The sequence below is a fragment of the Marinobacter nitratireducens genome, assembly GCF_000708045.1.
GTDB classification, from domain to species: Bacteria; Pseudomonadota; Gammaproteobacteria; order Pseudomonadales; family Oleiphilaceae; genus Marinobacter; species Marinobacter nitratireducens.
Genome location: NZ_ANIE01000009.1, coordinates 557,260 through 581,499, shown reverse-complemented (window position 1 = coordinate 581,499; position 24,240 = coordinate 557,260). Strand labels below are relative to the sequence as shown.

The 24,240-nt window shown below is 57.2% G+C and carries 26 protein-coding genes; 13 read left to right on the top strand and 13 right to left on the bottom strand.

What is annotated here, in order from left to right:
- Nucleotides 1-81 precede the first annotated feature (81 nt).
- Nucleotides 82-1,284, bottom strand: a complete 1,203-nt coding sequence (gene tyrS, locus D777_RS16630; RefSeq protein WP_036134539.1) for a tyrosine--tRNA ligase — start codon at nucleotides 1,282-1,284, stop codon at nucleotides 82-84.
- A gap of 306 nt (nucleotides 1,285-1,590) precedes the next feature.
- On the opposite strand from tyrS, the gene D777_RS16625 reads away from it, so the two are divergent.
- Together D777_RS16625 and D777_RS16620 are read left to right on the top strand one after the other, a co-directional pair.
- Nucleotides 1,591-2,970, top strand: coding sequence for an OapA family protein (locus D777_RS16625; protein WP_036134382.1), 1,380 nt, complete (start codon nucleotides 1,591-1,593; stop codon nucleotides 2,968-2,970).
- 5 nt (nucleotides 2,971-2,975) lie between these two features.
- Nucleotides 2,976-4,070 carry an anhydro-N-acetylmuramic acid kinase gene (locus D777_RS16620; protein WP_036134380.1) on the top strand — a complete coding sequence of 365 codons (1,095 nt, stop codon included), beginning with the start codon at nucleotides 2,976-2,978 and terminating at the stop codon, nucleotides 4,068-4,070.
- A 67-nt stretch (nucleotides 4,071-4,137) separates the two neighbouring features.
- On the opposite strand, the gene erpA is transcribed toward D777_RS16620, so the two are convergent.
- The 4 genes from erpA to argC form a co-directional block, all read right to left on the bottom strand.
- On the bottom strand, nucleotides 4,138-4,470 hold the full coding sequence (gene erpA / locus D777_RS16615) for an iron-sulfur cluster insertion protein ErpA (RefSeq protein ID WP_201443396.1): 333 nt from the start codon (nucleotides 4,468-4,470) through the stop codon (nucleotides 4,138-4,140).
- 82 nt (nucleotides 4,471-4,552) lie between these two features.
- Entirely contained in the window at nucleotides 4,553-5,038 is a 486-nt protein-coding gene (locus D777_RS16610; RefSeq protein WP_036134375.1) for a bactofilin family protein, read from the bottom strand.
- A gap of 1 nt (nucleotide 5,039) precedes the next feature.
- Nucleotides 5,040-5,780, bottom strand: a complete 741-nt coding sequence (locus D777_RS16605; protein WP_036134373.1) for a DUF6776 family protein — start codon at nucleotides 5,778-5,780, stop codon at nucleotides 5,040-5,042.
- A gap of 9 nt (nucleotides 5,781-5,789) precedes the next feature.
- Complete coding sequence (argC, locus tag D777_RS16600) at nucleotides 5,790-6,827, bottom strand: N-acetyl-gamma-glutamyl-phosphate reductase (protein WP_036134536.1); 1,038 nt, start codon at nucleotides 6,825-6,827, stop codon at nucleotides 5,790-5,792.
- A 153-nt stretch (nucleotides 6,828-6,980) separates the two neighbouring features.
- On the opposite strand from argC, the gene D777_RS16595 reads away from it, so the two are divergent.
- Together D777_RS16595 and hemJ are read left to right on the top strand one after the other, a co-directional pair.
- The gene (locus D777_RS16595; RefSeq protein ID WP_036134364.1) at nucleotides 6,981-8,756 is read left to right on the top strand and encodes a chloride channel protein; all 1,776 of its coding nucleotides are present in this window, start codon (nucleotides 6,981-6,983) and stop codon (nucleotides 8,754-8,756) included.
- Between the two features lie 3 nt (nucleotides 8,757-8,759).
- Complete coding sequence (gene hemJ, locus D777_RS16590) at nucleotides 8,760-9,182, top strand: protoporphyrinogen oxidase HemJ (protein WP_036134363.1); 423 nt, start codon at nucleotides 8,760-8,762, stop codon at nucleotides 9,180-9,182.
- On the opposite strand, the gene D777_RS18280 is transcribed toward hemJ, so the two are convergent.
- Nucleotides 9,179-9,301: a hypothetical protein gene (locus tag D777_RS18280; protein WP_264673454.1), complete on the bottom strand. Its 123-nt coding sequence runs from the start codon at nucleotides 9,299-9,301 to the stop codon at nucleotides 9,179-9,181. The genes hemJ and D777_RS18280 overlap by 4 nt on opposite strands.
- Between D777_RS18280 and thiD the strand changes: the two genes are divergently transcribed.
- From thiD to D777_RS16570, 4 genes are all read left to right on the top strand, one after another.
- On the top strand, nucleotides 9,272-9,982 hold the full coding sequence (gene thiD, locus D777_RS16585) for a bifunctional hydroxymethylpyrimidine kinase/phosphomethylpyrimidine kinase (protein WP_264673458.1): 711 nt from the start codon (nucleotides 9,272-9,274) through the stop codon (nucleotides 9,980-9,982). The two genes, D777_RS18280 and thiD, sit on opposite strands and share 30 nt — an antisense overlap.
- The gene (thiE, locus tag D777_RS16580) at nucleotides 9,970-10,638 is read left to right on the top strand and encodes a thiamine phosphate synthase (RefSeq protein ID WP_036134360.1); all 669 of its coding nucleotides are present in this window, start codon (nucleotides 9,970-9,972) and stop codon (nucleotides 10,636-10,638) included. The genes thiD and thiE overlap by 13 nt, the downstream gene beginning before the upstream one ends.
- A 13-nt stretch (nucleotides 10,639-10,651) precedes the next feature.
- Nucleotides 10,652-11,935 (top strand): glutamate-1-semialdehyde 2,1-aminomutase, encoded by a 1,284-nt coding sequence (hemL, locus tag D777_RS16575; RefSeq protein ID WP_036134359.1) that lies wholly within the window; start codon nucleotides 10,652-10,654, stop codon nucleotides 11,933-11,935.
- Nucleotides 11,936-12,258: 323 nt separating this feature from the next.
- On the top strand, nucleotides 12,259-13,176 hold the full coding sequence (locus tag D777_RS16570) for a lipase family alpha/beta hydrolase (protein ID WP_036134358.1): 918 nt from the start codon (nucleotides 12,259-12,261) through the stop codon (nucleotides 13,174-13,176).
- A 33-nt stretch (nucleotides 13,177-13,209) separates the two neighbouring features.
- Here D777_RS16570 and D777_RS16565 read toward each other — a convergent pair whose 3' ends face one another.
- The 4 genes from D777_RS16565 to D777_RS16550 all read right to left on the bottom strand — a co-directional run bounded on the left by D777_RS16565 (nucleotide 13,210) and on the right by D777_RS16550 (nucleotide 16,300).
- On the bottom strand, nucleotides 13,210-14,538 hold the full coding sequence (locus D777_RS16565) for a tetratricopeptide repeat protein (protein ID WP_150112664.1): 1,329 nt from the start codon (nucleotides 14,536-14,538) through the stop codon (nucleotides 13,210-13,212).
- Nucleotides 14,539-14,668: 130 nt separating this feature from the next.
- Nucleotides 14,669-15,052, bottom strand: coding sequence for a hypothetical protein (locus D777_RS16560; protein ID WP_051669160.1), 384 nt, complete (start codon nucleotides 15,050-15,052; stop codon nucleotides 14,669-14,671).
- Nucleotides 15,049-15,708: an anti-sigma factor family protein gene (locus D777_RS16555; RefSeq protein ID WP_227501809.1), complete on the bottom strand. Its 660-nt coding sequence runs from the start codon at nucleotides 15,706-15,708 to the stop codon at nucleotides 15,049-15,051. Before D777_RS16555 ends, D777_RS16560 begins: the two co-directional genes overlap by 4 nt.
- Before the next feature lie 4 nt (nucleotides 15,709-15,712).
- Nucleotides 15,713-16,300, bottom strand: a complete 588-nt coding sequence (locus tag D777_RS16550) for an RNA polymerase sigma factor (RefSeq protein WP_081849593.1) — start codon at nucleotides 16,298-16,300, stop codon at nucleotides 15,713-15,715.
- 215 nt (nucleotides 16,301-16,515) lie between these two features.
- Between D777_RS16550 and D777_RS16545 the strand changes: the two genes are divergently transcribed.
- On the top strand, nucleotides 16,516-17,448 hold the full coding sequence (locus D777_RS16545) for a DUF4382 domain-containing protein (RefSeq protein WP_036134528.1): 933 nt from the start codon (nucleotides 16,516-16,518) through the stop codon (nucleotides 17,446-17,448).
- Nucleotides 17,449-17,484: 36 nt separating this feature from the next.
- Here D777_RS16545 and D777_RS16540 read toward each other — a convergent pair whose 3' ends face one another.
- Both D777_RS16540 and mrcB read right to left on the bottom strand, forming a co-directional pair.
- Nucleotides 17,485-18,069 (bottom strand): tetratricopeptide repeat protein, encoded by a 585-nt coding sequence (locus D777_RS16540; RefSeq protein WP_036134356.1) that lies wholly within the window; start codon nucleotides 18,067-18,069, stop codon nucleotides 17,485-17,487.
- Nucleotides 18,066-20,396: a penicillin-binding protein 1B gene (gene mrcB, locus D777_RS16535; RefSeq protein WP_036134355.1), complete on the bottom strand. Its 2,331-nt coding sequence runs from the start codon at nucleotides 20,394-20,396 to the stop codon at nucleotides 18,066-18,068. Before mrcB ends, D777_RS16540 begins: the two co-directional genes overlap by 4 nt.
- A 122-nt stretch (nucleotides 20,397-20,518) precedes the next feature.
- Between mrcB and D777_RS16530 the strand changes: the two genes are divergently transcribed.
- Genes D777_RS16530 through D777_RS16520 form a run of 3 tightly spaced genes read left to right on the top strand, consistent with a single transcriptional unit; the run spans nucleotide 20,519 to nucleotide 22,891 of the window.
- On the top strand, nucleotides 20,519-22,096 hold the full coding sequence (locus D777_RS16530; RefSeq protein ID WP_036134354.1) for a bifunctional aminoglycoside phosphotransferase/ATP-binding protein: 1,578 nt from the start codon (nucleotides 20,519-20,521) through the stop codon (nucleotides 22,094-22,096).
- A gap of 58 nt (nucleotides 22,097-22,154) precedes the next feature.
- Nucleotides 22,155-22,523 (top strand): pentapeptide repeat-containing protein, encoded by a 369-nt coding sequence (locus D777_RS16525; RefSeq protein ID WP_036134353.1) that lies wholly within the window; start codon nucleotides 22,155-22,157, stop codon nucleotides 22,521-22,523.
- The gene (locus D777_RS16520) at nucleotides 22,520-22,891 is read left to right on the top strand and encodes a Rieske (2Fe-2S) protein (protein ID WP_036134352.1); all 372 of its coding nucleotides are present in this window, start codon (nucleotides 22,520-22,522) and stop codon (nucleotides 22,889-22,891) included. Before D777_RS16525 ends, D777_RS16520 begins: the two co-directional genes overlap by 4 nt.
- Here the strand turns inward: D777_RS16520 and sfsA are convergent.
- Nucleotides 22,875-23,606, bottom strand: a complete 732-nt coding sequence (gene sfsA, locus D777_RS16515) for a DNA/RNA nuclease SfsA (protein ID WP_036134351.1) — start codon at nucleotides 23,604-23,606, stop codon at nucleotides 22,875-22,877. The genes D777_RS16520 and sfsA overlap by 17 nt on opposite strands.
- Before the next feature lie 180 nt (nucleotides 23,607-23,786).
- On the opposite strand from sfsA, the gene dksA reads away from it, so the two are divergent.
- Nucleotides 23,787-24,227 carry an RNA polymerase-binding protein DksA gene (gene dksA, locus D777_RS16510; protein ID WP_036134350.1) on the top strand — a complete coding sequence of 147 codons (441 nt, stop codon included), beginning with the start codon at nucleotides 23,787-23,789 and terminating at the stop codon, nucleotides 24,225-24,227.
- The last annotated feature ends 13 nt before the right edge of the window (nucleotides 24,228-24,240 follow it).

Genomic DNA, 24,240 nt, shown 5'->3' with positions numbered 1-24,240 from the left:
CAGAAGTGGTGCGCATTCTACAGCCCTCAGGAAAACTGTCAACGCCGATTTTGAAAAAACTTCAAAATCGGCGAAATTCGATCACTCCGTAATCAAAACCCGGGCAATCTTCTTCTTCCCTGCCTGGATGACACAGTCGTCGCCCTTAACAAATTGACGATCGCCCTCAAACTTGTCGCCGTCCACAAACACAGCACCGCGCCCCAGCACGTCCCTTGCCGCCGCGCCATTCTTGACCAGCCCAGCCAAACGAAGCACTGCCGCCATCGGCAGCCCATCCTGGCCATCGAGCGATACATTTACCTCCGGGACATTTTCCGGAATCTCTCCAAGACCAACACGGTTACCGGCGGACTTATGAGCGGTTTTCGCCGCCTCCTCATTATGGAAGCGGGTAATGATCTCTTCAGCCAGCAGCTTCTTGTAGTCCTGGGGATTGGCACCTGCCGATACAGCCGCACGAAATTCTTCGACTTCGGCCAGTGGACGGAAGCTCAGCAGCTCAAAGTAACGCCACAGCAATTCGTCAGGCATGGACAAAAGCTTGGTGTACATTTCGCCCGGCGCATCATTAACACCTATATAGTTGCCCAACGACTTGGACATCTTCTGGACACCGTCCAAACCTTCCAGGATGGGCATGGTCAGGATGGCCTGGGGCTCCTGCCCATAGTGTTTCTGAAGAATGCGCCCCATCAAAAGATTAAACTTCTGGTCAGTTCCGCCCAATTCGACATCCGCCTCCAGGGCTACTGAGTCATAACCCTGCACCAAGGGATACAGGAATTCGTGGATGGCAATCGACTGCTCTGCACGATAACGCTTGGTAAAATCATCACGCTCAAGCATCCGGGCTACCGTATACTGTCCCGCCAAGCGAATCATATCGGCCGCCGACATCTTCCCCATCCACTCAGAATTAAAGACGACGCGGGTTTTTGCGGGGTCCAGGATTTTGAACACCTGCTCCTGGTAGGTAATGGCGTTCTGCTTGACCTGCTCTTCTGTCAGCGGGGGGCGCGTAGCGCTCTTACCGGTTGGGTCGCCGATCATGCCGGTGAAGTCACCAATAAGGAATATGACTTCGTGCCCCAGATCCTGGAACTGTCTCAGCTTATTAATAAGGACGGTGTGGCCCAGGTGGAGATCCGGCGCCGTGGGATCGAAACCGGCCTTGATACGGAGCGGCCGCCCCTGCTTCAGTTTTTCGACCAGCTCGTCCTCTGGAATCAGCTCGTCAACGCCGCGCTTGATAACGGCCAACGCCTCATCAATAGATGCCATGAACAACACATCCCCAGTTCTGTCTTGAATGATTCTTTCGGTTACAGACTTCTACAAAAGAAATCTGCCAGTTACCCGCCTAACTGGTAAAGTACAACTGCTCATATTTTGAGCATCACCGAGTCCAGCGGGCGACGCATTATAGCAATGACGCCCGCAGAAATCCGGAGGTAGGAACATCAAACCGTAATGTTCCACGCTGTCCCGCATGCATTTTATACGGTAATCTTGTTGGTCTATACTTGATCAACAGCTTTAATTAGGTAGTACAACCTACCGGAATACCGATTAAAACGGGTGCGATACGTGTTTAAAATGTTTCCAAAAACACACATTACCATTGCCGCCGCAGCCACGGTTGTCGTGACGGCCGCCATTTTAATGAGTCCCAGCGCGGATGTTGAAGCGAAGCGCATGTCCTATTCGCTGGACCTCGAACAGGGCACCGTATCAGGCAAGGCTGAAACTGCGCCTTCTGCATCCGCGCCCTCGAGCAACCTGCAAACGGATTCCGGCTCCGCAAAGTCCCCGACTCAAATGCAGGCAGCCGCCGAGACAGTGCCGGCCGAACCAGAACTTCACTGGCAATCGTTCAAGATTGAATCCGGCGACACCCTGTCGTCCCTGTTCAAGGATGCAGGTTTCAACGACCGCATCATGCTGTCGGTCATTCACGGCGAAGGGGAAGCGACCGACCTGCAGAAGCTGTTTGCAGGGGAAACAATCCGCTTTGCATCCAACGATGATGGTAGCCTTGCCGCCATCGAACTTAAGCGAAGCCTGCTTGAGTCCCTGAAGATCGAAAAAACAGACGAAGGCTTCACTGGCAAGACAGCGCTGAGAGAACCTGAAGCCCGACCCGCTTTCGCGTCTGGAACAATTAATGGATCCCTCTACCTGGCGGCCCGGGAAGCTGGCCTCAACGATCGCCTGACCATGGAGCTGGCTGGAATTTTCGGCTGGACCATCGACTTCGTTTATGACGTCCGCAAAGGCGATCAGTTTGAAGTTGTTTATGAGGAGCTCTACCTGGATGGCGAGCGTTTTGACACTGGTCGCATCCTCTCAGCCCGCTTCATTAATCAGAACGAAGACTACGTCGCCCTGCTTTATACCGATTCCAATGGCGACAGCGACTACTACTCGCCGGACGGCAAGAGCATGAGAAAGGCATTCCTGCGCACGCCGATCAATGCCAGGGTCTCTTCGCCGTTCAACCTGCAGCGCCGTCATCCCGTTCTTGATGTCGTTCGCCCGCACGAAGGTACCGATTACGGCGCCCCCCCGGGTACGCCAATCAAGGCGGCTGGCGCAGGTCGCGTTCGTTTCGCTGGCTGGAAAGGCGGCTACGGGCGCACAATTGTTCTGCAACACGGAGACAACATCACCACCCTGTATGCTCACATGAGCCGGCTGGGCAAAGGGATGAGAAACGGCACCAAGGTCAAGCAGGGGCAAACCATCGGCTATGTGGGTTCTTCCGGCATGGTGACCGGTCCACATTTGCACTACGAGTTCCGCGTAAACGGTGTTCCCCGCAATTCGCGCAAGGTTAAACTCCCAGATGCCAAGCCGGTACCGTCTTCGGAAATGGCGCGTTTCAAAAATGTGACCAAGCAGCAACTGGCGCAGTTTGATACGTTCCGCGAAAACTACCAGCAACTGGCATTGGCCTCGGAAGAATAACCGGGATGGACACCTGGCTCGGCTTGATGTCCGGCACCAGCATGGATGGCATTGATGCTGTACTGGTGTCCTTCGATGGAAACACCGCCCACATTCACGCCACGATCAGCCTGCCCTACCCGGACGAGATCAGGCATCGCCTGATCGCCGTCAGCCAAAACCAGGGCTCGCCCGATGAACTGGGCGAGCTGGATACCCTGACAGGCTGCCTGTTTGCGACAGCAGCCAACCGGGTCATTGAATCTTCAGGCCTCCCGGCATCCAGAATCAAAGCCATTGGCAGCCATGGCCAGACCGTACGGCACCAGCCCGCCGGCGCCGCCCCTTTCTCGATGCAGATCGGAAATCCTTCCATCATTGCGGAAAGAACCGGAATTCCAACGGTCGCGGACTTCCGCAGAAGGGACATGGCCGCCGGAGGCCAGGGCGCACCACTGGTACCAGCCTTCCACAAGGCGTTCTTTGGTTCAAAGACTGAGAACCGTTGCATCCTTAACCTCGGCGGGATAGCAAACATTACCTGGATTCCGGCCGATCAGTCGCCCGTTACCGGATTCGACACGGGCCCGGCCAACGCGCTTCTCGATGCCTGGTGTCTCGATCAGACCGGACGCCCCTACGATACCGATGGGCATTGGGCGAGCGAAGGTACCGTCAATGACGAGCTGTTGCGCGACATGCTGTCCGATGCTTACTTTGCAAAAGTGGCTCCCAAGAGTACCGGCAAAGAACGTTTCAACCTGGACTGGGTTAAAACCCTGGCACGCCGCCACCCCGATGTTCCGGCGGCAGACATCCAGCGGACACTCCTGCAATTAACGGCGAGCAGTATCAGCGAACAACTTCCTTCCGAGGGGAACATGACCGTCTATGCTTGTGGTGGTGGTACCCGCAACCCTTTGCTGATGGAAGCTCTCGGCAAGGCCATTCAGCCGGCCCGATTAGCCATCACCGATGAACTTGGCCTAGATCCTCAATGGGTAGAACCGGTGGCGTTCGCCTGGCTGGCAAAACAGGCGATGGCAGGAATGCCCGGCAACCTGCCAGAGGTTACAGGCGCCTCCGGGCCACGCATTCTCGGCGCTATCTATCCGGCTTAGTTCAATAGACAGCCATAAAAAAGGAGAGCCAATGCTCTCCTTTTTTATGGCGTCACAAACCTGACCGTCAAATCGAGAATGAGCTGCCACACCCACAGGTAGAACTGGCATTCGGGTTCTGAACCACGAACTGGGACCCCTGCAATCCTTCCTGATATTCGACCGTGGCGCCAACCAGATACTGATAACTCATCGGGTCGACCAGCAGCTTCACTCCATCTCGCTCGATCACGGTGTCTTCGTCATCCAGCTCCTCATCAAATGAAAAGCCATACTGGAAACCGGAGCAACCACCGCCGGTGACAAAAACACGTAACATCAGGTCCGGGTTGCCCTCGTCCTCGATCAACTCACGTACTTTTGCGACCGCACTGTCACTGAAGAACAGTGGCGTGGCCATTTGCTGAACTACACTCAAGCTCGCCTCCGGATTAACTCTGTATCACAAGGAGGATTATGTTATTCCTGACTAAAACAATCAACTATTCGGATTTACCACCATCCTCGGTGACAGGCTCTCCGGAATCAACCGGCGCCTTGCTCTCGTCACGGCGAGCCGATTCATTCTTGCGTTCCGTACTGGTGAGCAATCCAACGGGCTCTTTCTGGTGAACCAGATTGCCATTCACCGCGGCCCCCATCGCCATTTCGATCAGGTTGTAATAAACATTACCGTTGATCGAGGCCTTTTCCGCCAGCTCCAGATGGGAAGACGCATAGACATCACCATTAACCGTACCGTTAATGATGACATGCGGTGCCACAATGTCTCCGGTGATTTCACCAACTTCGGAAATCCGAAGAACGGCGTCACTGCCCTCATCCGCCGCCACTTTGCCGCGAACCTTGCCATCAACGTGCAAACCACCGGAAAAGTGGATACCACCCTCCACGCTCGTCCGCGACGAAATCAATGTGTCAAAGTGCCCTGTCGGGCGACGAGATTTCTGCTTCTTCTTGCCAAGCATCTCAATTCTCCGTTAGCTCATCCCAGTCAAACGTTCTCTCGGCCTGGGAAGAATTGCGTCCTTCGGACTGGGCCACAACCTGAATTTCGAGAGGCTCGAAACCGTCCGGCAACACCAGCGTTCCTTCCACATCCTGAAAATAGCGGAAGCGAAACTTCACACCAAGATCTTCAATCTCCTCAGACAGATCACGAAGCGCGATGACTTCTTTTTCTTCGTCACGGAGGCCGATGACGTTAACCGCCACCAGACCAGAAACATAGTTCTTGTTGTTACCCACTTGGGTCAGCACCAGCTTGAACCCCCAAACGCCCGGCTCACGTTCATCCACCAGGGACAAGTTATCCACCTGCAGGCCCTTGCTGACCTCCGACGGAGCCATGATATTTTTGTAAAAAGTCAGGTCTGATTTCAGTGAAACAATCTGTGTTTCCAGATCCACGATCATCCGGCGGGCCTGATTCAGAGCCTGCTCGTCGATCGCTCGCCCTCGCTCCAGATTAATTACCTGCTGTCGAGCCTCAGTGTAGTTTTCCTGCAACGTCTCCAGCTCTTCCTCAAGGACTTCATTGGACGCCTCGACACTGGAAAACCGGAAGCCACCTTTCGAAAGCCCCGCGACGTAGCCTGCTATGGCCGCAACCACGGTGAATGCCAAAAGGATGGCTGTACGACGAAGACGATACCCCGGCCTGTGCCGGATGACGACATACTCTTCAGCGGGTTTCTGCTCTTTACTCACAGACACGCCTCAGGGTAACAGAGCCGGAGCTTCCAGCCCCTGAGTTTCTTTCATCCCGAACATGATATTCATGTTCTGCACGGCTTGCCCCGCAGCGCCTTTGACCAGGTTATCGATCACCGAGGAGACGATAACGATATTACTGTCCTCCTGGCGATGCAGAGCCATCCGGCACTGATTTGCACCCCGCACACTTCGGGTTTCCGGATGGCTGCCATAAGGCATGACGTCGACAAATGGCTCGTCCCGATAGCGTGATTCAAACAGTTCCTGAAGCCGCTCAAAGTCTGCCGTATTCTTGATCTCCGCATACAGCGTCGCCTCAATGCCCCGGATCATGGGCAGCAGGTGAGGAACGAAGGTCACGCCCACCCTCCCGCTTGCGGCATCGGTCAGTCCCTGTCGGATTTCCGGGAGATGGCGATGCCCGGACGCTCCGTATGCTTTGAAGCTTTCACCAATTTCGCCGTGAAGTACACCAATCTTACCCTGACGACCTGCACCGCTGGCGCCCGATTTCGCGTCGGCTATCAAACGGCCCGGATCGACCAGTCCATTTTCCAGCAACGGCAGGAAACCGAGCTGCACTGCTGTGGGGTAACAGCCAGGGTTGGCGACCAGCTGAGCCTCTTTGATGACCTCCCGCGCAACCTCTGGGAGGCCGTACACGGCTCTTTCGTTCCATTCAGGCGTCTCATGCTGCATGCCGTACCAATCAGCCCAGACGTCAAGATCCTTGAGCCGGAAGTCCGCTGACAGGTCCACGACCCTGACACCTGCGGCCATCAACTCGGGCACCATCCGCATGGCCACACCGTGGGGTGTCGCAAAGAACACGAGATCACACGCCTTGAGAACAGAGGCATCCGGTTCGGAGAACGCAAGGTCGTAGTGGCCTCGCAGATTCGGGTACATATCGGCCACCGGCATACCGGCCTCCGAACGAGACGTAATACAGCTGACCTGTACCTCAGGATGAACCGCCAGGATTCTCAACAGTTCCACACCGGTGTATCCGGTGCCACCAACGATGCCTACTTTTATCACCTTGCACTCCAGCGACGTGGTATCAGTTTCTTTAGGATTGACCCCGTAGTCTACCATGATAAACCAAGGACTTATTGCAGCTACCGGGGCGACAGTTACAATGATGACAGAAAGTGTCCAACATGCCTCCATCCAACCGGAATCACGCCGTTCATGCGAAACCCATGGCATCAGATTACCGAGCACCTGATCCCGCTGTTCCGGCGCAGGCTGTCTGGTGTCGATGCATTGCCCCAACTGGCTGTCCTGGGCCTACTCTCCGGTATCGTGACCGGCGGCGTCATCCTGCTTTTCCGGCTGGCAATCGAGTGGCCATTGGAACACTTCCTCCCTGGCGCTGGCTCGGAATCGTTTGAACAGCTGGAGTGGATGACTCGGGGGCTGTTACCACTTACCGGTGCACTCGGGCTCGGGCTGATGCTACACCGCCTGGCGATTCACGATCGCAAGGTCGGGATTGTTCATATCATGGAGCGATTGAACTACCACCAGGGGTACATTTCCTTCCGAAGCGCGGTTGTCCAGTTCATCTCTGGCGTCGCTACGGTCGTCACTGGCCAGTCGGCAGGGCGGGAGGGGCCCGCAGTCCATCTGGGCGCGGCCTTTTCCAGCCTGATGGGTCAGTGGATGCGACTCCCGAACAACAGCATTCGAACGCTGGTGGCGTGTGGCTGCGCGGCGGCGATCTCCGCTTCCTTCAACACCCCCATATCCGGCGTCATCTTCGCGATGGAAGTGGTGATGATGGAGTACACCATCGCCGGTTTTACGCCCATCATTCTCGCAGCGGTCAGCGCGGCCATCGTCACCCAGGCGGTTTACGGGCCCGAACCTGCGTTTAACGTGCCAGCCCTGACCATGAATTCCCTGCTGGAAATACCCTGGATTCTGGTCATTGCCATCATCATAGGCATCGCTGCAGCCGCCTTTATCCAAATGGTTGATACGGCCGGGCGTCATCACCATCGCCCCGTACTACTCCGCATCAGTGTTGCCGGCCTGTTGATGGTTCCGTTTGCCATACTTGTTCCTGAAACCATGGGTATTGGGTACGACACGGTCAACGCAACGATCAACGGCGAACTGGGTCTGTGGATTCTGATTGGTGTCGGCGTCGCCAAGCTCCTCGTCACCTCGCTGACCATCGGCCTTGGCATGCCCAGCGGGGTCATCGGGCCCACACTTTTCATGGGCGCGACCCTGGGCGGAGCGATGGGCCTTGTCGGTTCACAGATCATGCCGGAACAGGCCTCATCGGTTGGCTTCTATGCCATGCTGGGCATGGGCGCCATGATGGGGGCCGTGCTACAAGCTCCGCTGGCCGCACTGCTGGCTTTGCTGGAGCTGACACGCAATTCCCACATCATCCTCCCGGCCATGCTGATTATCACCACCTCGACGCTGATCACCAGCGAGGCATTCGGGAAAAAATCCCTGTTCCTGACCATTCTTAAAAGCCAGGGGCTTAGCTATCAGAACTCCCCGGTTATCCAGGCTCTCAGACGAGTGTCTGTTGGCGCTATCATGGATCGGAGTATCATGCGCACGGAGCGCCACCTGACGGTCGACGAAGCCCGCAAGGCTCTCAAGGCGGAGCCCAAATGGCTGATTGTCGAGGGCAGTAACGGCCCGACTGCACTGCTGCCGGCGGTGGACCTGGCTCGATACCTCGAGGACACCGATCAACAGGTCGCCGAGCAGGAAATCGAGCTGCCGGATTCCGTGGATCTGATGGAGATACCGGCCAACCGAAGAGATCTGGCACCAGTGCAGTACCAGGCGACCCTCGAAGAAGCGCTGAACGAGTTCGAAGCCAGCAATGCCGAGGCCCTGTATGTACAGAGGCATGTCGCACCCATGATCCAGCGGGTGTACGGCGTTGTCCTGAAATCCGATATTGAAAGCTATTACCAATACCGACGGAGTTGATGAATGCTGTGGGTCAAAGCCTTCCACATTATTTCCATGGTGTGCTGGTTCGCCGGCCTCTTTTACCTGCCGCGACTGTTTGTGTACCACGCTGCCTGCGACGACCAGCCCGGTCGTGAACGTTTCAAAGTCATGGAACGCAAGCTGTATCGAGGCATCACCACTCCCTCAATGGTCGCTACCGTGATTTTTGGGCTCTGGCTGATCAGTTACAATGCGTCCGGGTATTTCAGCCAGGGCTGGATTCACGCCAAGCTTGTTCTGGTGGCCCTGTTGATCGTTTACCATTTCTATTGTGGCCACCTGGTCAGAGTGTTCAGAGATGAGCAGAACACCCGCAGCCACGTGTTCTATCGCTGGTTCAACGAACTGCCAGTACTGGTGTTGCTGGCCGTTGTAATCCTGGCCGTCGTCAAACCGTTTTAAGGAGCTGCACCATCAAACTCTATAACCGCCCACAGGTTCTGGTACTTTCCGGTCTTGACCCGTCCGGCGGCGCAGGCATCCAGGCCGACATCCAGGCCATCACCTCGCTGGGGTGTCACCCATTGCCCGTGGTTACTTGCCTGACCGTACAGGACACAACCAACGTCTATGGCGCGGAAGCCATTGATCCGGCGTTAATCCGCCAACAAATCGAGTGCGTGGCGAAAGACGCGCCCATCCATGCCATCAAGACAGGCGCCCTGGGCAGCGCAGCCATCGTCGACGTGCTGGTGGACTTCGTTCAACAGCACCCTGAAATCCCGGTCATCACCGACCCGGTCATCAAAGCTGCAGGCGGCGGTGATCTCGCAGACGATGAACTCGTCAACGCCATGAAGACCCGGCTGTTCCCGGTGTCGGAAATGATCACCCCCAATGGCGAGGAGCTCGCCATTCTCGGTGACAACAGCAATCCGGCTCAGGCCGCCAGCACACTTCTGAACACCGGTTGCTCGTCCGTGCTGGCCACCGGCGGCCACGGAACCGGCATGCACATCGTCAACACCCTGTATAACCATGCCCCTGAGCCCATGCGTTGGGAGATAGAGCGTGTTGGCGGCGAATACCATGGCACAGGTTGCACACTGGCGGCGGCCATAGCAGCCGGGAGAGCCTGCGGCCTGTCACCACGAGCGGCCATTTCTCAGGCTCAGAACTATGTGAACCACGCCATACTGCACGCCCTTAAGGTTGGTAAAGGCCAACCCGTCCCTGATCGGGGTATTCTGTGGGAACGTTAAGCCATCCACTGAAGCCCGGCCTGTATGCCATCACAGACAGCAAACTGACTCCCCCAGACACGCTGGCTGCCTCGGTAGAGGCAGCTCTGAGCGGGGGGGCCGTTCTGGTACAATACCGTGAAAAGTTCGCGCCAGGGCCAGAGCGGCTAAGACAAGCCACGGACCTGCAGCGGCTGTGCCGGGACGCAGGCGTCCCGCTGATCATCAATGATGATCCGGAACTGGCAGCCCGGGTCGGGGCAGCCGGTGCCCACCTCGGGCAGGATGACCAGGCGCTGATCGATGCCAGAACCCTTCTCGGGGCAGACGCCATTATCGGCATCACCTGCCACGATCGCCTTGATCTGGCCCGCTCCGCTGATGCCAGCGGTGCCGATTATCTGGCCTTCGGTCGGTTTTTCACATCGTCGACCAAACCTGGAGCGCCTCCCGCCAAGCCAGCCGTTTTGCGGGAAGCCAGACAATTTGGCAAGCCGATTACGGCAATTGGCGGCGTCACCGCAGACAACGGCGCGGAACTCATACTCGCTGGCGCCGATTTACTGGCAGTGGTTGGCGGCCTGTTTGGCGGCACACCGGCACAGATAGAACAACGCGCGAAACACTTTGTCCGGCTGTTCGAACAGCATCATCCACTTTTCACACTACCCAGCTGACAGGAAAGCATTCATGAACCATTCCGAAAGCCTTTTTGAAGAAGCTCAGAAATACATCCCCGGCGGCGTCAATTCACCGGTTCGTGCCTTCCGGGGCGTGGGTGGCACACCCATTTTCTTCAAACACGCCGAAGGCGCCTATCTCTACGATGAAGACGATCGCCGTTACATCGATTACATCGGTTCCTGGGGCCCGATGATTCTCGGTCACTCAGACCAACGCATCAAGGATGCCCTGCACGCACAGGTGGATCTGGGTGTCGGCTACGGTGCGCCAACAGCCATTGAAACTGAAATGGCAAAAAAAGTGTGCGAACTCGTGCCGTCCATTGACCTCGTCCGGATGGTCAACTCCGGCACCGAGGCGACGATGTCCGCCATCCGCCTGGCCCGGGGCTATACCGGCCGGGACAAGATCGTGAAGTTCGAAGGCTGTTATCACGGGCATGTGGATTCCCTGCTGGTCAAAGCGGGCTCCGGCGCCCTGACCCTTGGCGTTCCCAACTCCCCCGGCATCCCGGCGAGCCTGGCCGAGCACACCATCACACTGACTTACAACGATATCGACAGCGTCCGGGAAACGTTTGCCTCCCTCGGCGACCAGATTGCCGCCATCATTGTTGAACCGGTTGCCGGCAACATGAATTGCATCCCGCCGGTTCCCGGTTTCCTCGAAGGGCTGCGAGACGTGTGCGATGACCACGGCTCCGTGCTGATCTTTGACGAAGTCATGACCGGCTTCCGCGTTTCCCTGGGCGGTGCCCAGGGTCTTTACGGCGTAACCCCGGATCTCACTGCACTCGGTAAAGTAATTGGTGGAGGACTCCCGGTTGGCGCGTTTGGAGGAAAGCGCGAGATCATGGAGCATATTTCCCCGCTCGGCCCCGTTTACCAGGCCGGCACTCTCAGCGGAAACCCACTGGCCATGTGCGCAGGGCTGACCACACTGAACGCGATTTCCGAACCGGGTTTTCATGACCGTCTCAAGCAGAAAACCAGCAAACTCCTGGACGGTCTGAAAGAAGCAGCCGAAGCCAACAATATTGCCCTGACCGTTCAGCAGGCAGGTGCCGCCATGTTTGGCATTTTCTTCACTGATGAGCCGGAGGTCACCCGATTCGATCAGGTGATGAACTGCGACGTTGAGCGCTTCAAGAAGTTCTTCCAGGGCATGCTGAAGGAAGGCATCTACCTGGCGCCCTCTGCCTTCGAGGCCGGTTTTACCAGCGCTTCCATGAGCGATTCGGACATTAACGAAACCGTTGATGCTGCTCGCAGAGTGATGGCAACACTTTGATCATCTGATGCTTTTCTGGCCTGCCATGCCTCTGGTGTCATGGCAGGCCAGTCGTCGTGATCCACCTCACAGATTTATAAACAAGCCCCCGTCTCGTCCTCCCATTGCATTGACTCTCATTGCCAACTGATCAAATGATGGTCAGGTCTCAAACGAGACGCTCTGACAGCGGCAATCTAACAATCACAAAAGTAGTCAGCGCAAGGAAGCACCTCTTTCTGCCCGAATGGGGCGGATGCAGTACGAGAAGCAGTCTCTGGAGCAGCCCGTTAGGTTGAGCCGCAGTTTGATAACAAACACAAAAACAAACTGTAGGAACGACAATGAAAACCTGGATAAAAGCCCTCGCCCTGGCCTGCACCGTTGCATGGTCAGCCCCCTCTGCCGCCTGGTGGTGGGACTCGACTCCCTCGGATTACACAGACACCCGCTACCCCATCGTGCTGGTTCATGGCATGTTCGGTTTCGACGATATTGTCGGAGTAGACTACTGGTATGGCGTTGCCGAAGATCTGCGTCGTTATGGCGCCGACGTCTACACCACGCAAGTGCCTGCACTGGACAGCACCATCGCCCGGGGTGAAGCCTTGCTGCCTCAGGTAGAGGCCATCGCAGCCGTGTATGGCAAGGTAAATCTCATTGGCCACAGCCATGGCGGCCCGACCGCACGCTACATCTCCCGTGTGCGTCCTGACCTTGTTGCATCGGTTACCTCAGTTGGCTCGCCCCATAAAGGCTCGCCGGTCGCCGACCTGATATACGGCTCTCCCGCCGAAAGCGCGGCGGCAGGCCTTGGCAATGCCCTTGCCGGCCTGATCGATCTGCTTTCCGGTGGCGGTTACAATCAGGACATGCGTGCCAGCCTGCAATCGCTGACCTCACAGGGCAGCGCAGAGTTCAACAATTTCGCACCTGCAGGCATTCCGACCACATCCTGCGGAGAAGGCGCGTACTCGGCGAACGGCGTTCGTTTCTATTCCTGGGGAGGCACCGGGGTTCTGACCAACGCGCTGGATCCGTCAGACGCCCTCCTTGGAGTGACCAGCCTGGTGATTGGGGGTGCTGACGATGGTCTGGTTGGCCGTTGCAGCAACCACTTCGGCCAGGTCATCCGGGACAACTATTTCATGAACCATCTGGATGAGGTCAATCAGGCTCTTGGCTTGCATAGCCTTTTCGAGACCGACCCCAAGGCGGTATTCCAACAACACGCCAACCGACTGAAAAACGCCGGGCTCTGATAGCACGAATCCTTGGCTTTGGCTCCGGTATCTTTAGCCGGAGCCAAAAATTCCCTCAATGCTCAGCATCACTGTGTGTCTGCGATAATCATAGAGCGCAATGGAGCTATCCGACCGACGATACTGCCAGTCCGCCCGAACCAGCCACCGATTGTTCAACCACTGCTCTGCAAAGATCGTCGTGCTCAGGCGACGGTCTGTTCGCCGTTCTGTCACCAGTCCGCCAACCGTATCGATTGTGTGGGAATCCCGGTACCGGCTGTAACGGAACGAGCCGCTCAGGCCCGCCAACAGATTGGAGGACACTGGAACGCTCGCGGCAATCCGCAACCGGTGGTGCTGAGGGGACAGACTGTAGAACTGGTCTCCGACGCTGAGATCACGTCGATCCTCCATGTCCCAGCGATACTGGCTATCAAGCCGCCAATGCCCGATTTGCTTACCTGCGGCAAGAGTCAGCCGATACCGTTGACCGTCGTAAGCATCGTAATTACTCGCGCCCTGAATACGGGCCACCGCCAGCGCAATACTGCAATTTGCATCCTCGATGGCGCATGGCCGCCAACCCCGTTTACCCTCCAGCCCATAACGGGTTTCGAAACTTTGTCCACTGAACCATGACTGGCTGACGGTTAACTCAGCTTCCCGGTATCCTTCCGAGAGCGGCTCAAACAGAAAAACACTGCCCCGGACCAACGACGAGTTATAGCCGCTGTCATCTGGATACCGGCGGCCGTAGGCTGAGCCTTCCAGCCCAAGGGTATTGCCATTGAAGGAATCAACGCGGTATGAGCCTACGGCAAACAATTCGGCAAAGCTGCCGCCCTTGCTGGAGAGCTCACCATCAGGTAAGCCGGCGATGTTGCTGTCATACCCACCCGCAAGATTCAGAACGCCCGACCCTTGTCCTCGGTGCCCGGCAGGAACGTTGTCTGCTGCGAGCCGATCCAGCTGTACCTTTGCCATTTGTTGGAGCTTATTCGGGGCCGCCCCTCCTTCGCTGACTTCGGAAAACCAGGCTCTGGCAACACGTTGCTCGCCTCTTGCCAGGGCCACCAAACCGAGGTTGTAGGCAGCAAGAGCACGATCATCGGTGGTTAGAAGGGATCGGAATCGGCGCTCAGCGAGTTCATACTCACCCAGACGATAATAGACCACGGCCAGGTTGTAGGAGAGCGAGATCGACCGCATACCAAGCGCCTCCGCCCGCAGGAATTCATCCCGCGCAGCGTCCAGATCGCCTGACTGAAAATGAGCAATACCGGCGGCCAGGCTTTCCCTTGCCTTGTCATCCGTCTGCGACGTCGCCGTAGCGCTGAAAACAAGGCACAGCAGACAGACGGCCATCCTTTTGAAATGCAAGCAGAGCACTCCGCGACTGGAGAATAAAGACGGACAGGCGCAGCAAAGTGCCGCACCTGGAAAACCTATGGCGGGAAGTATAGCAAGGGTGGAGCCGGCTATGGCGGGACCGGGTAAAAGAATTCGTGTCCTAGCGGTTGAGACCCGGGGGTCCGTTTTCCTTTATTTCCTCAACCACTTCCGGCTTTTCCGGCCGCTCTCTCACCTGGTCCAACGATTCTCGGGCACTCCGGGCATCTTCCGAAACCGACTGACCAAATTCACGACCTGACTGGCGAGCTTCTTCGCTTTGGTCCTGTCCACGCATGACATCCCGAGTACGGGAATGTTCAAGATCGGGAGTGGGCAACTCAATTTCACGAACCACCTGATCCGTGAGCGCATCCCCGTCCATGACCATTCTCATGGTTACATCCAGATCGTCCGAAGCTGACGCCGAGAACGCCAACAACAGCCCAACCAGGCAAACGCCGGACCGCAGCAGCATGACAAAACCGGAATCACGACTGCTCATGATGCAGGACTCCCAGTTTGAAGGTTATTGAACGCTGGGATAGCCGCCCGAAACGTTTTCTGGCGATCTCCCGCATTAATGTGTGCGACCAGTTCCCCGGAACCGGGAAAAAGGACCTTGAGAGGCAATGACAACATATTCTCGCCGGCATCCAGGCTGACTTCCCAGCTTACTTCATGGCGACCGGGCATGGATGCCAACTCGACATGGGGCGGCAGCTCCAGCGTCAGCGTGACATTTTCCAGAGCTTCGCCAGAATGAAACGCCAGCCGGACAGTCTGCTCAACTGGCTTCAGGGTCTCTTCCGCGACTGTCGGCATGGTATCGACAGAGCGCTCGGTAAAATAGATGCCGACTGCCACGCCAAACACCATTGCGGCCGCCACTGCGCCAGCCAGCACTCCGTGACTCCAGCCGGCCACCTGGGGTTGCTTCGTGGCCTTCGCGAGAACTCGTTGTCGGAAATCCGAGGTAGGCTCCGGTATCGCGGTTCGACGGTTCAGCTCCTCGGCCAACTTGCGCTCGGCAGCAAACAGAACCGAACAGCTCTCGCAGTGGTGCAGATGCTCGTCGACCCGAGCGGTCTGCTCTTCCGAAAGCTCATCATGTATGTAGGCCGTAAGGCTTATGCGGATTTCCCGACAGGACATAGTCATCACCTCAAACTTCCACACGCCCGGATGGAGGAATTGGTTCCAATTCTCTTTGCAGTTTTTTTCTCAACTGCCCACGACAGCGGTGTAACCGGGATTTCACGGTGCCAACCGGGATATCAAGCACCAACGCGATTTCGTCGTGTCGCCAGCCATCCACGTCGTGCAGCAGCAGTAACGTCCTTTGATCCGGCGGCAATGAGGACAGCACACGATCCAGCGCGGGCCCCAGTCGATTCTGCTCAAAAATAGCCTGAGGGCCTGCGGCGTCAGATTCCAGGCTGTCCAGCCAATCAATCTGACTTTCCGCATCGACCAGTTCGCTCACCGGGCGGTCAATCTGTCGTCCTCGACGCCGAAACTGGTCGACAAACTGACGATAAAGAACCCGTTTGAGCCAGGGCCGGGGTTTGTCGACGCCTTCAAGCTCGGCTAACCGCGGGTACAGTTTAACCAGCACATCCTGAACCAGGTCTTCGGCATCGTGCTGAACACCGGTGAGACGGTAGGCAAACCGGTATAGCGAGTCCAGATGAGGCTCAACGAGGTGCTCGAAGCGTTTGGCTTTTGAAAGTCTGAAGGGAATCAGGGTCAAACCGATAAGACCTGTCAGGGGCGTTATGAAAGACTTCAGTCTATCCGAGTTGTCGGCGGACTGCACAGGCTACAGGGGCGATTCGTTCCGTCATATGGACACAGAATGAGACAATGTTAATAAAATTGCCGGAACCCTCCACGGCCGCTGTTCGTTTGAACCATGACTGGCAGCAAATTTTGCTGCGGCGCAATCGACAGCCCAAGGAGGTTTACATGAATCGTACCACTCGCCTTTTTACCATTTCGGCACTGGCCGCCAGCATTGCGGCATGCGGTGGCGGCGACGGTTCCGTTTCTTCGTCTACAGGCCAGGTTTCCTTTGACGTCACCGATGCTCCGGCGATGGAGTTTATCGACGTAACGGTGTCGTTCACCGGCATCCGCCTCAAGCCACAAGACGGTGATTGGGTGGAATTCACGTTCGATCAGCCGAAAACCTGGAATCTGCTGGATCTGCAGGGTGGCGTTAGCGAACCACTGATCACCGATGAGGAAGTTCCTGCCGGGCAGTATGACGAGCTGCGACTGATGGTCGACACCGATGGATCCTACGTGAAGCTGGAGTCCGAGCCGGACGTCGAAAAATCACTCGCCGTGCCCTCAGGTGAGCAGAGCGGCCTGAAGCTGAAAGGCGGCTTTGTCGTCGCTGCGGATACCACTACGGATTTCACCATCGACTTCGACGTCAGCAAGTCGATTGTTAACCCGCAGGGGCAATCGCTGGCCGATTACCTCCTGAAGCCTTCCCTACGGCTGGTGAACAACCTCGAGGTGGGGGCCATTACCGGCCTGGTTGACTACGCAACCATCAACTCTACCCGTCTCAATGATGAGACCTTGGCCGACTGCAGCGAAGGCTACGAAGGAGCGGCATATGTCTTCTCGGGAGAGGATGCCACACCGACCGATCTGAACGTGAACAACGAAGACAATCCGCTAATGGTGATACCGGTCACTTACGATCAGGAAACAGCGCTCTACAGCTACACCGCTGGCTTCCTCACAGAAGGGCCATACACCGTCGCTTACAGCTGTCAGCTCGATGACAATGAAGCAGACAACACCCTGGAGTTCGATGGCAAGCAAACCGTCATCGTGACGGCCGGTGAGACAGTAACGGCAGAGGATATTCCTCTCGCTCCATAAGCAATCACCCTGGCCGTCCAGGCCAGGGTGCCCACTTCACAGTGCCGAGGCTCGCGCCTCGGCCTGATCCGCCCCGGCAATATTCCCCCTCGCCCGACGAATATCCGCCAGCAATCGCCAGCCCGACCGTTGCAGATGGGTATCACTTCCAGCAACCGAAAGCCCCTTCAGGGTGAACTGTTCGGCAGCGCCCAGCCGATCACTGGCAACGTAGGCCTCAGACAGTTTGAAATAGACTTCAGCGGACCGCGGCGCAATGCGCTGAGCTCGCTCAAGATGCGCAATCGCAGCAGACGTATTCCCCTGCCGCAGGTAGCTCTCCGCTTCCCGGACCAAGCTGAGCGCCGCCGGAGACAGGCTCTCCCCGCTATCCCTGTAACTGGGAGAGGCACTCTCCCCGGCCTCAGGAGAGGGTTCTGGCTCATCGGGGATTTCACTCTTGCGCCACACCGGCGCCTCGTCGGAACCCGTTGGTTCTGTACTTGTACTGGGCGGGGGCGGCGCGGGCGCTCGACGTTCACCGCCAATAGGCACATAGATTCCGCCAGGGCTGGACGCGCAGCCAGACAGAATGAGAAGTGCAGAAAAGGTACCTGCGAGACCAATAACACGGTATTTCATCGGAACAATCCTTCAAACCAGCCTTGAATTCGACGTTGCAGAGCCCCGGAACAGGAAACCTCACGGGTTGGTTCGCTGCCTGCGATAAAGGGAACGAGCCGGGCATTGTCGCAGTATTCATCCGTCAATGCCTGGCGCTCTGAATCCACCCAGTGGTAGTTCACCCCATCCGGCATGACCGGTGAAAACCCATGCTGCGGAATCTGCGCCATGAATCTGGACCAGACCGGCAAGGCACCACTGGCCCCCGTGAGGGAGGTGGGTCCATTGTCATCGCGACCGACCCAGGCGACCGCCAGGAGGTCACCACTGAAACCTGCAAACCACGAGTCCCGGCCATCATCGGTGGTTCCGGTCTTGCCTGCCAGCGCCAACTCGTCCGGAACGGTATAGTAGGCCGACTTCCCGGTCCCTTCCCGCATGGTCTCCTGCATGGCGTACTGTACAAGGTGGACAGCAGCAGGATCGGCAACCTGGTCGACCTCCAGACTGTAACGGGATAACGGCTCACCTCCCGCGTCGGTCACTTCCCGAATCGTCCGCAACGGCGTATTAAATCCAGACGTCGCAAGCCCCTGGTACATCTGAGCAACGGTTACCGGGTTCATCGATACCGCGCCCAGCAGCATTGAGGGATACGGCGAAATCGGGGACGTTACCCCGAAGGCCTGCAAGGTTTCCCGCACCACATCCACTCCCACATCCAGGCCGAGTCGGACCGTGGGCAGGTTGTAGGAATGGGACAGCGCCGTGTGTAAGGGTATCTCGCCACGCTCCTTCTCATCGTAATTCTTCGGTTGCCAGCGCTGGCCATCATCAAACTCAAGAACAAAGGACTTGTCCTGCAGGGGCGTGATCAGGGTGTAACGGTCTGGCCGCGACAACGCTGACAAATAGACAAACGGCTTCACCAGTGACCCGATCGGACGGCTGGCATCAAGCGCGCGGTTGAAACCGGCAAACTGAGGATCCCGGCCACCCACCAACGCGAGTACTTCACCGCTGTCCTTCGCGGTAACCACCAAAGCCGCCTCCAGGGCCTTCCGGGTTTCCCCACTTGCGAGCCTTGGCAGCGTGTTGCTAACAGCGAATTCAGCGGCGTACTGGATCGCCGGATTCAGAGTGGTAAAAATCCTCAGCCCCTCACTGCGCAGATCTTCTTCGCGATAATCCCGCGCCAGATGTCGGCGAACCAGGTCTATGTATGCGGGGTAGCGGTTTTCCGAGTAGGAAGGCCGCTCGCTGACACCCAACGGCCGGCCCCGGGCCTGGGCAGCACGAACCGGCTCAATCAGCCCAGCCTCTTCCATTTCGGAGATCACAAGATTACGACGCGCCGTGGCTCGCTCCGGATGACGACGGGGATTGTAGTAGCTGGGTCCCTTGACCATGCCTACAAGCAGGGCGATCTGATGGACGCCTAGATCCCGGAGCGACTCCCCGAAATAGAACTGGCTGGCCAGACCGAAGCCGTTGATACTCCGGGTGCCCGCCTGCCCCAGATAGACTTCATTGAGATAAGTTTCCAGAATGTCGCCCTTGTCATAGTGCAGCTCCAGCAGGATCGACATCAGGGCCTCGTTACCCTTCCGGACCAGCGTCTGCTTGCGCGTCAGGAAGAAGTTTTTGACCAACTGCTGAGTCAGCGTGCTGCCGCCCTGCACAACTTCGCCGGCCCGGATATTGGCCAGCATGGCGCGGGCAATGGAGAGCGGAGCAATGCCAACATGGTCGTAAAAGTTGCGATCCTCAACGGCCATCAACGTGGCGGGCAGCAAGGCCGGCACCTGATCCAGCTGCACCAGTATCCGGTCTTCCTTGTGAGCCGGGTAGATGCCCCCAATCTGGGCCGGCTCCAGACGAACAATGGCCGCGGGGTCTCCGGCACGCACGGAAAAATCCTGGATCCGGTCTCCATAAATGTTCAACGACAGCCGACGCCGTGGTTCATCGCCATCCGGAAAACGGAATCCTCGGGTGCTGATCAGGAAGTGCCCGCCGTTGCGCCGGTAGCTTCCAGGCTTGTTACCATCGCCCTTGCGGAATCCCGCCAGCTCCAGTTCCCGTTCCAAAGCCCCGGAACTGATTCCAGCACCGTCGTAGAGCTCCAACGGCCGGGCAAACACCCGTGAGGGAACCTCAAAACGGCGACCTTCGAAGCGATCGGTAATCACCGCATCCAGGTAAACCATCCACCCCGCCAACAACACCAGCCCGATGACGGCGACACGGAGGAACAGCCGCCAGAACCAGGGGCGCCGGCCGTTTCTGGAGGACTTGCGAGACGATTTCTTTTTGGATCCAGAGGAAGTGCGGTTATTTTTCATGCCCGCGATTATAACGAAGGCTGGTGCTCGGAAGGCAGGGCAAGTATGTGTTATTTCTGTAATCTGCCCGTTATGATAGATCGACAATAACGACCGATTTCAGGGAATGCGAGGAGAGCACTGTGAGCGAGGCAACACCGGACACGCTGATTAAAGCATTACAGAACCCCGATCTGTACGATCACCCCGTCCGTGACTTTCAGGTTATCGAAACTCACATCTCACAAGTCATCCTGACCGGCGACTACGCCTACAAGATCAAGAAACCGGTCGATTTCGGTTTTCTGGACTTTTCCACGCTGGCGCGCCGTAAACATTTCTGCGAGGAAGAATTGCGACTGAATCGGCGCCTGGCAGAGCAACTGTACCTGGAAGTCATCCCATTGACCGGCACACCTGAGGCACCGGTTATCGGAGGCTCTGGCGAAGCCTTTGAGTACATGATCAAAATGCGCCAGTTTGGTCAGAATCAGCTGTTCGATCGACTGCAGGAAAGCGGCGCCCTGGAGTCCGAACGACTCGCCAGCCTCGCCCAACAGGTTGCCCATTTCCATGACCAGCTCCCCCCCGTGGCCGAAGACAAACCGCTGGGCACACCGGAAGCCGTATACGCCGCCATGCAGGAGAACTTCGATCAGATTCGGCCAATGATCGATGACAAAGCGCTGCTTGCGCAGCTGGATAACCTTGAGGGATGGACCCAATCGACGTTTGAGCGTCACCGCGACCTCATTGCCAAACGCCGCGCGGAAGGGATGGTCAGGGAGTGTCACGGCGATCTTCATCTTGCCAATATCACCTGCTTTGACGGAAAGACCACCGTTTTCGACTGCATCGAGTTCAACGAACCATTCCGCTGGATTGACGTCATTAACGACCTGGCCTTTCTGCTGATGGACCTGGAATCCCGGCGCGAGGATGGGTTGGCCAATCTGGTGCTCAACACCTACCTGGAGTACCGGGGCGATTTTGAGGCCCTGCCTTTGCTTCCGCTCTATAAAACCTACCGGGCGCTGGTGCGCGCGAAAATTGCGCTCTTCACGCTCGGCAATCCGTCGCTCTCCGATGCAGAGAAGGTCGAGCTGATGGAGCGATACCGCGCCTACGCACAACTGGCCGAGGACTACACCGCCATTCCCAACCATTACCTGCTGGCAACCACCGGGCTTTCTGCCAGTGGAAAAACCTGCGTCAGTGCGTCCATGGCCGGTGAACTGGGACTCATCCGGCTCCGTTCAGATGTCGAGCGCAAGAGGCTTCATGGACTTGGCCCGCTGGACGACAGCAAATCCGGGATTGGCGCCGACCTGTACAGCCCGGAAGCCAACGAGCAGACTTACCAGCGACTGGCGGAACTGGCGGATCAACTGCTTGCCGGTGGATTGTCCGTTATCATTGATGCCGCCTGCCTGAAACAGAAAGAACGCGACCTGTTTGCCGGCATCGCTGAAAACGAAGGCGTGCCCTTCGCCCTGCTTCATTGCGAGGCGCCTGAGGAACTGCGTCGAGAGTGGGTGCGCAAACGTAAAGGCGATGCCTCTGAAGCCACGGAAGAACTGCTTGACGCCCAGCAAAGCTGGTTTGAAGAGCTGACGGCGGAAGAGAAAAGCCACACGATCCATCTGCACACTGATGAGGAACACGTGGCTGAAGCGGTGGCGGACCGGATTCGACAGCACCTGGGTGTGACAGGCCACTAGGCCGGCTACACTGGGTGCAGACCTTTGAGACATTGGCCTGACAAGTGTGAGGTGCAGGATGGACGAACATCACGAGCCCGAAGTACACGCGATTGATCACCCGCTCTACGACCTGCTGCGAGCGGAAGATATTAAGACCTTCAACAGCGAAAAAGCAAAATTGAGCGAGCTTCCGAGCCTTGCGCACGGTGATTTCCGCGGGTTGGATTTACGCGGCCTGGATGCGACCGGGCTGGATTTCCGACATGCTTACTTTCGTGGAGCCGACCTGCGGGGCATCAATTTTGCAAAATCGAGAATGGAAGGTTCCAGCATCGCCAGCGCCAAGATCTCGGGCTGCTATTTCCCACATCGCCTAGACGCCGAGGAAATCGTCATGTCACTGAACCACGGCACCCGCATGCGTTACGCCATTCTGCCGAAATGAGTGAGGATAACGCTTGCTGGCAGCCCGCGTGTGCCATCGCTGACCTTGAGCAGGGACAATTCTCCGAGTTTCGTTTGCCTCGGAAAACGCAGGAGCCGGACACCCTCCCACAAACCGGCTTTGTCTTCCTCGATAATGGCAAGCCCCGAGCCTACCTCAATCAATGCCCTCACCTGGGCATTGAACTGAACTGGATGCCCGGCCGCTTTTTGGATGCAGATAACCTGTTCATCCAGTGTTCCACCCATGGCGCCCTGTTCAAACCCGGCACCGGCGAATGCATCGCTGGCCCCTGCCAGGGCGATGCATTGACCGCACTGGAGGTTCGGGTAACCAATGGCATGATTCTGGTCAGGGCGCCAGAATGACCTCAACGGGCTCACCCAGACTGAGCGATCCGGAGGGACTACCACCCTCCCCTGCCAGCGACGCCCGGTAAGCGAGCACTTCCACACCCGCTGCGCACGCCTCCCTCAGCAGGTTCCCGTAGGCCGGATCAATATGGTCGGCCGGGCGCACTGTGTTGATACCGGTGTGATTCACCAGAAAGAACAACACGGCCCGGTCTCCGTTGGCTACCTGCCCCATCAACTCACGCAGGTGCTTCTGGCCGCGGGTCGTTACCGCGTCCGGAAAATACCCGTTTCCATTCTCCGCCAGGGTGACATTCTTGACTTCCACCCAGGCGTCGGGCGCACTGTCATGCCCCGATAACAACAGATCAATTCGACTTTTTTCTTCGCCATATCGGACCTCTGCACGGCACTGGCTGTAACCTGCCAGCTCTCTCACCCGTCCAGCCTCAATGGCCTCCCGGGCCTGGCTGTTCGGACGAGCGGTGTTGATGCATGCAAATTCACCAGGGGCGGTTTCAACCAATTCCCAGGTGTATTTGAGCTTGCGCTTGGGGTTATCACTCTGACTCAGCCATACCCGTGCACCGTCCGGCTTGCAACCGAGCATGGAACCGGTATTCGGGCAGTGGGCAGTCACTTCTGAGCCGTCCATCAGCTGCACGTCCGCAAGGAAGCGCTTGTATCGCCGAATCAGGCGCCCCTCAACCAGAGGTTCTGGAAACTTCATGTGATCTCCGTACAAAAGTCGACGTCACAAGGCTGGCACCCCCGTGACTAATCTGCTATTTTCCGCAAATTCCCGTTTCAGGACGACTGCTTCATCCAGGGTTTAAAACGCGCAGCCACGGGGGCTCACGCGAAGGAAAGCAAAGCGTTCTTGTGAAGTACAGACTAGAGGCCGGGTTCAATGCCAAATACTGCAGAACAACCACGCGAACGTTTTACCAACTTCACTCCTTATGAAATGAAGAAGGGTGAAGAATACATGAGTGCTGAGATGTTGCAGCACTTCAAGGATCTGCTTCTGCAATGGAAACAGGAGCTGATGGAAGAAGTTGACCGCACCATGCACCACATGCAGGAGGATGCGGCAAACTACGCGGATCCCAGCGATCGCGCAACCCAGGAAGAAGAGTTCAGCCTGGAACTGCGCACCCGGGATCGAGAGCGCAAGCTGATCAAGAAAATTGACCAGACCATCGATCGTATCGACAAAGACGACTACGGTTTCTGCGATCAGTGTGGTGTCGAGATCGGCATCCGCCGCCTTGAGGCGCGCCCGACAGCGACTCTCTGCATCGACTGCAAGACCCTTGCCGAGATTCGCGAGCGTCAGACAGGTATTTGACCCCAGACCTGCC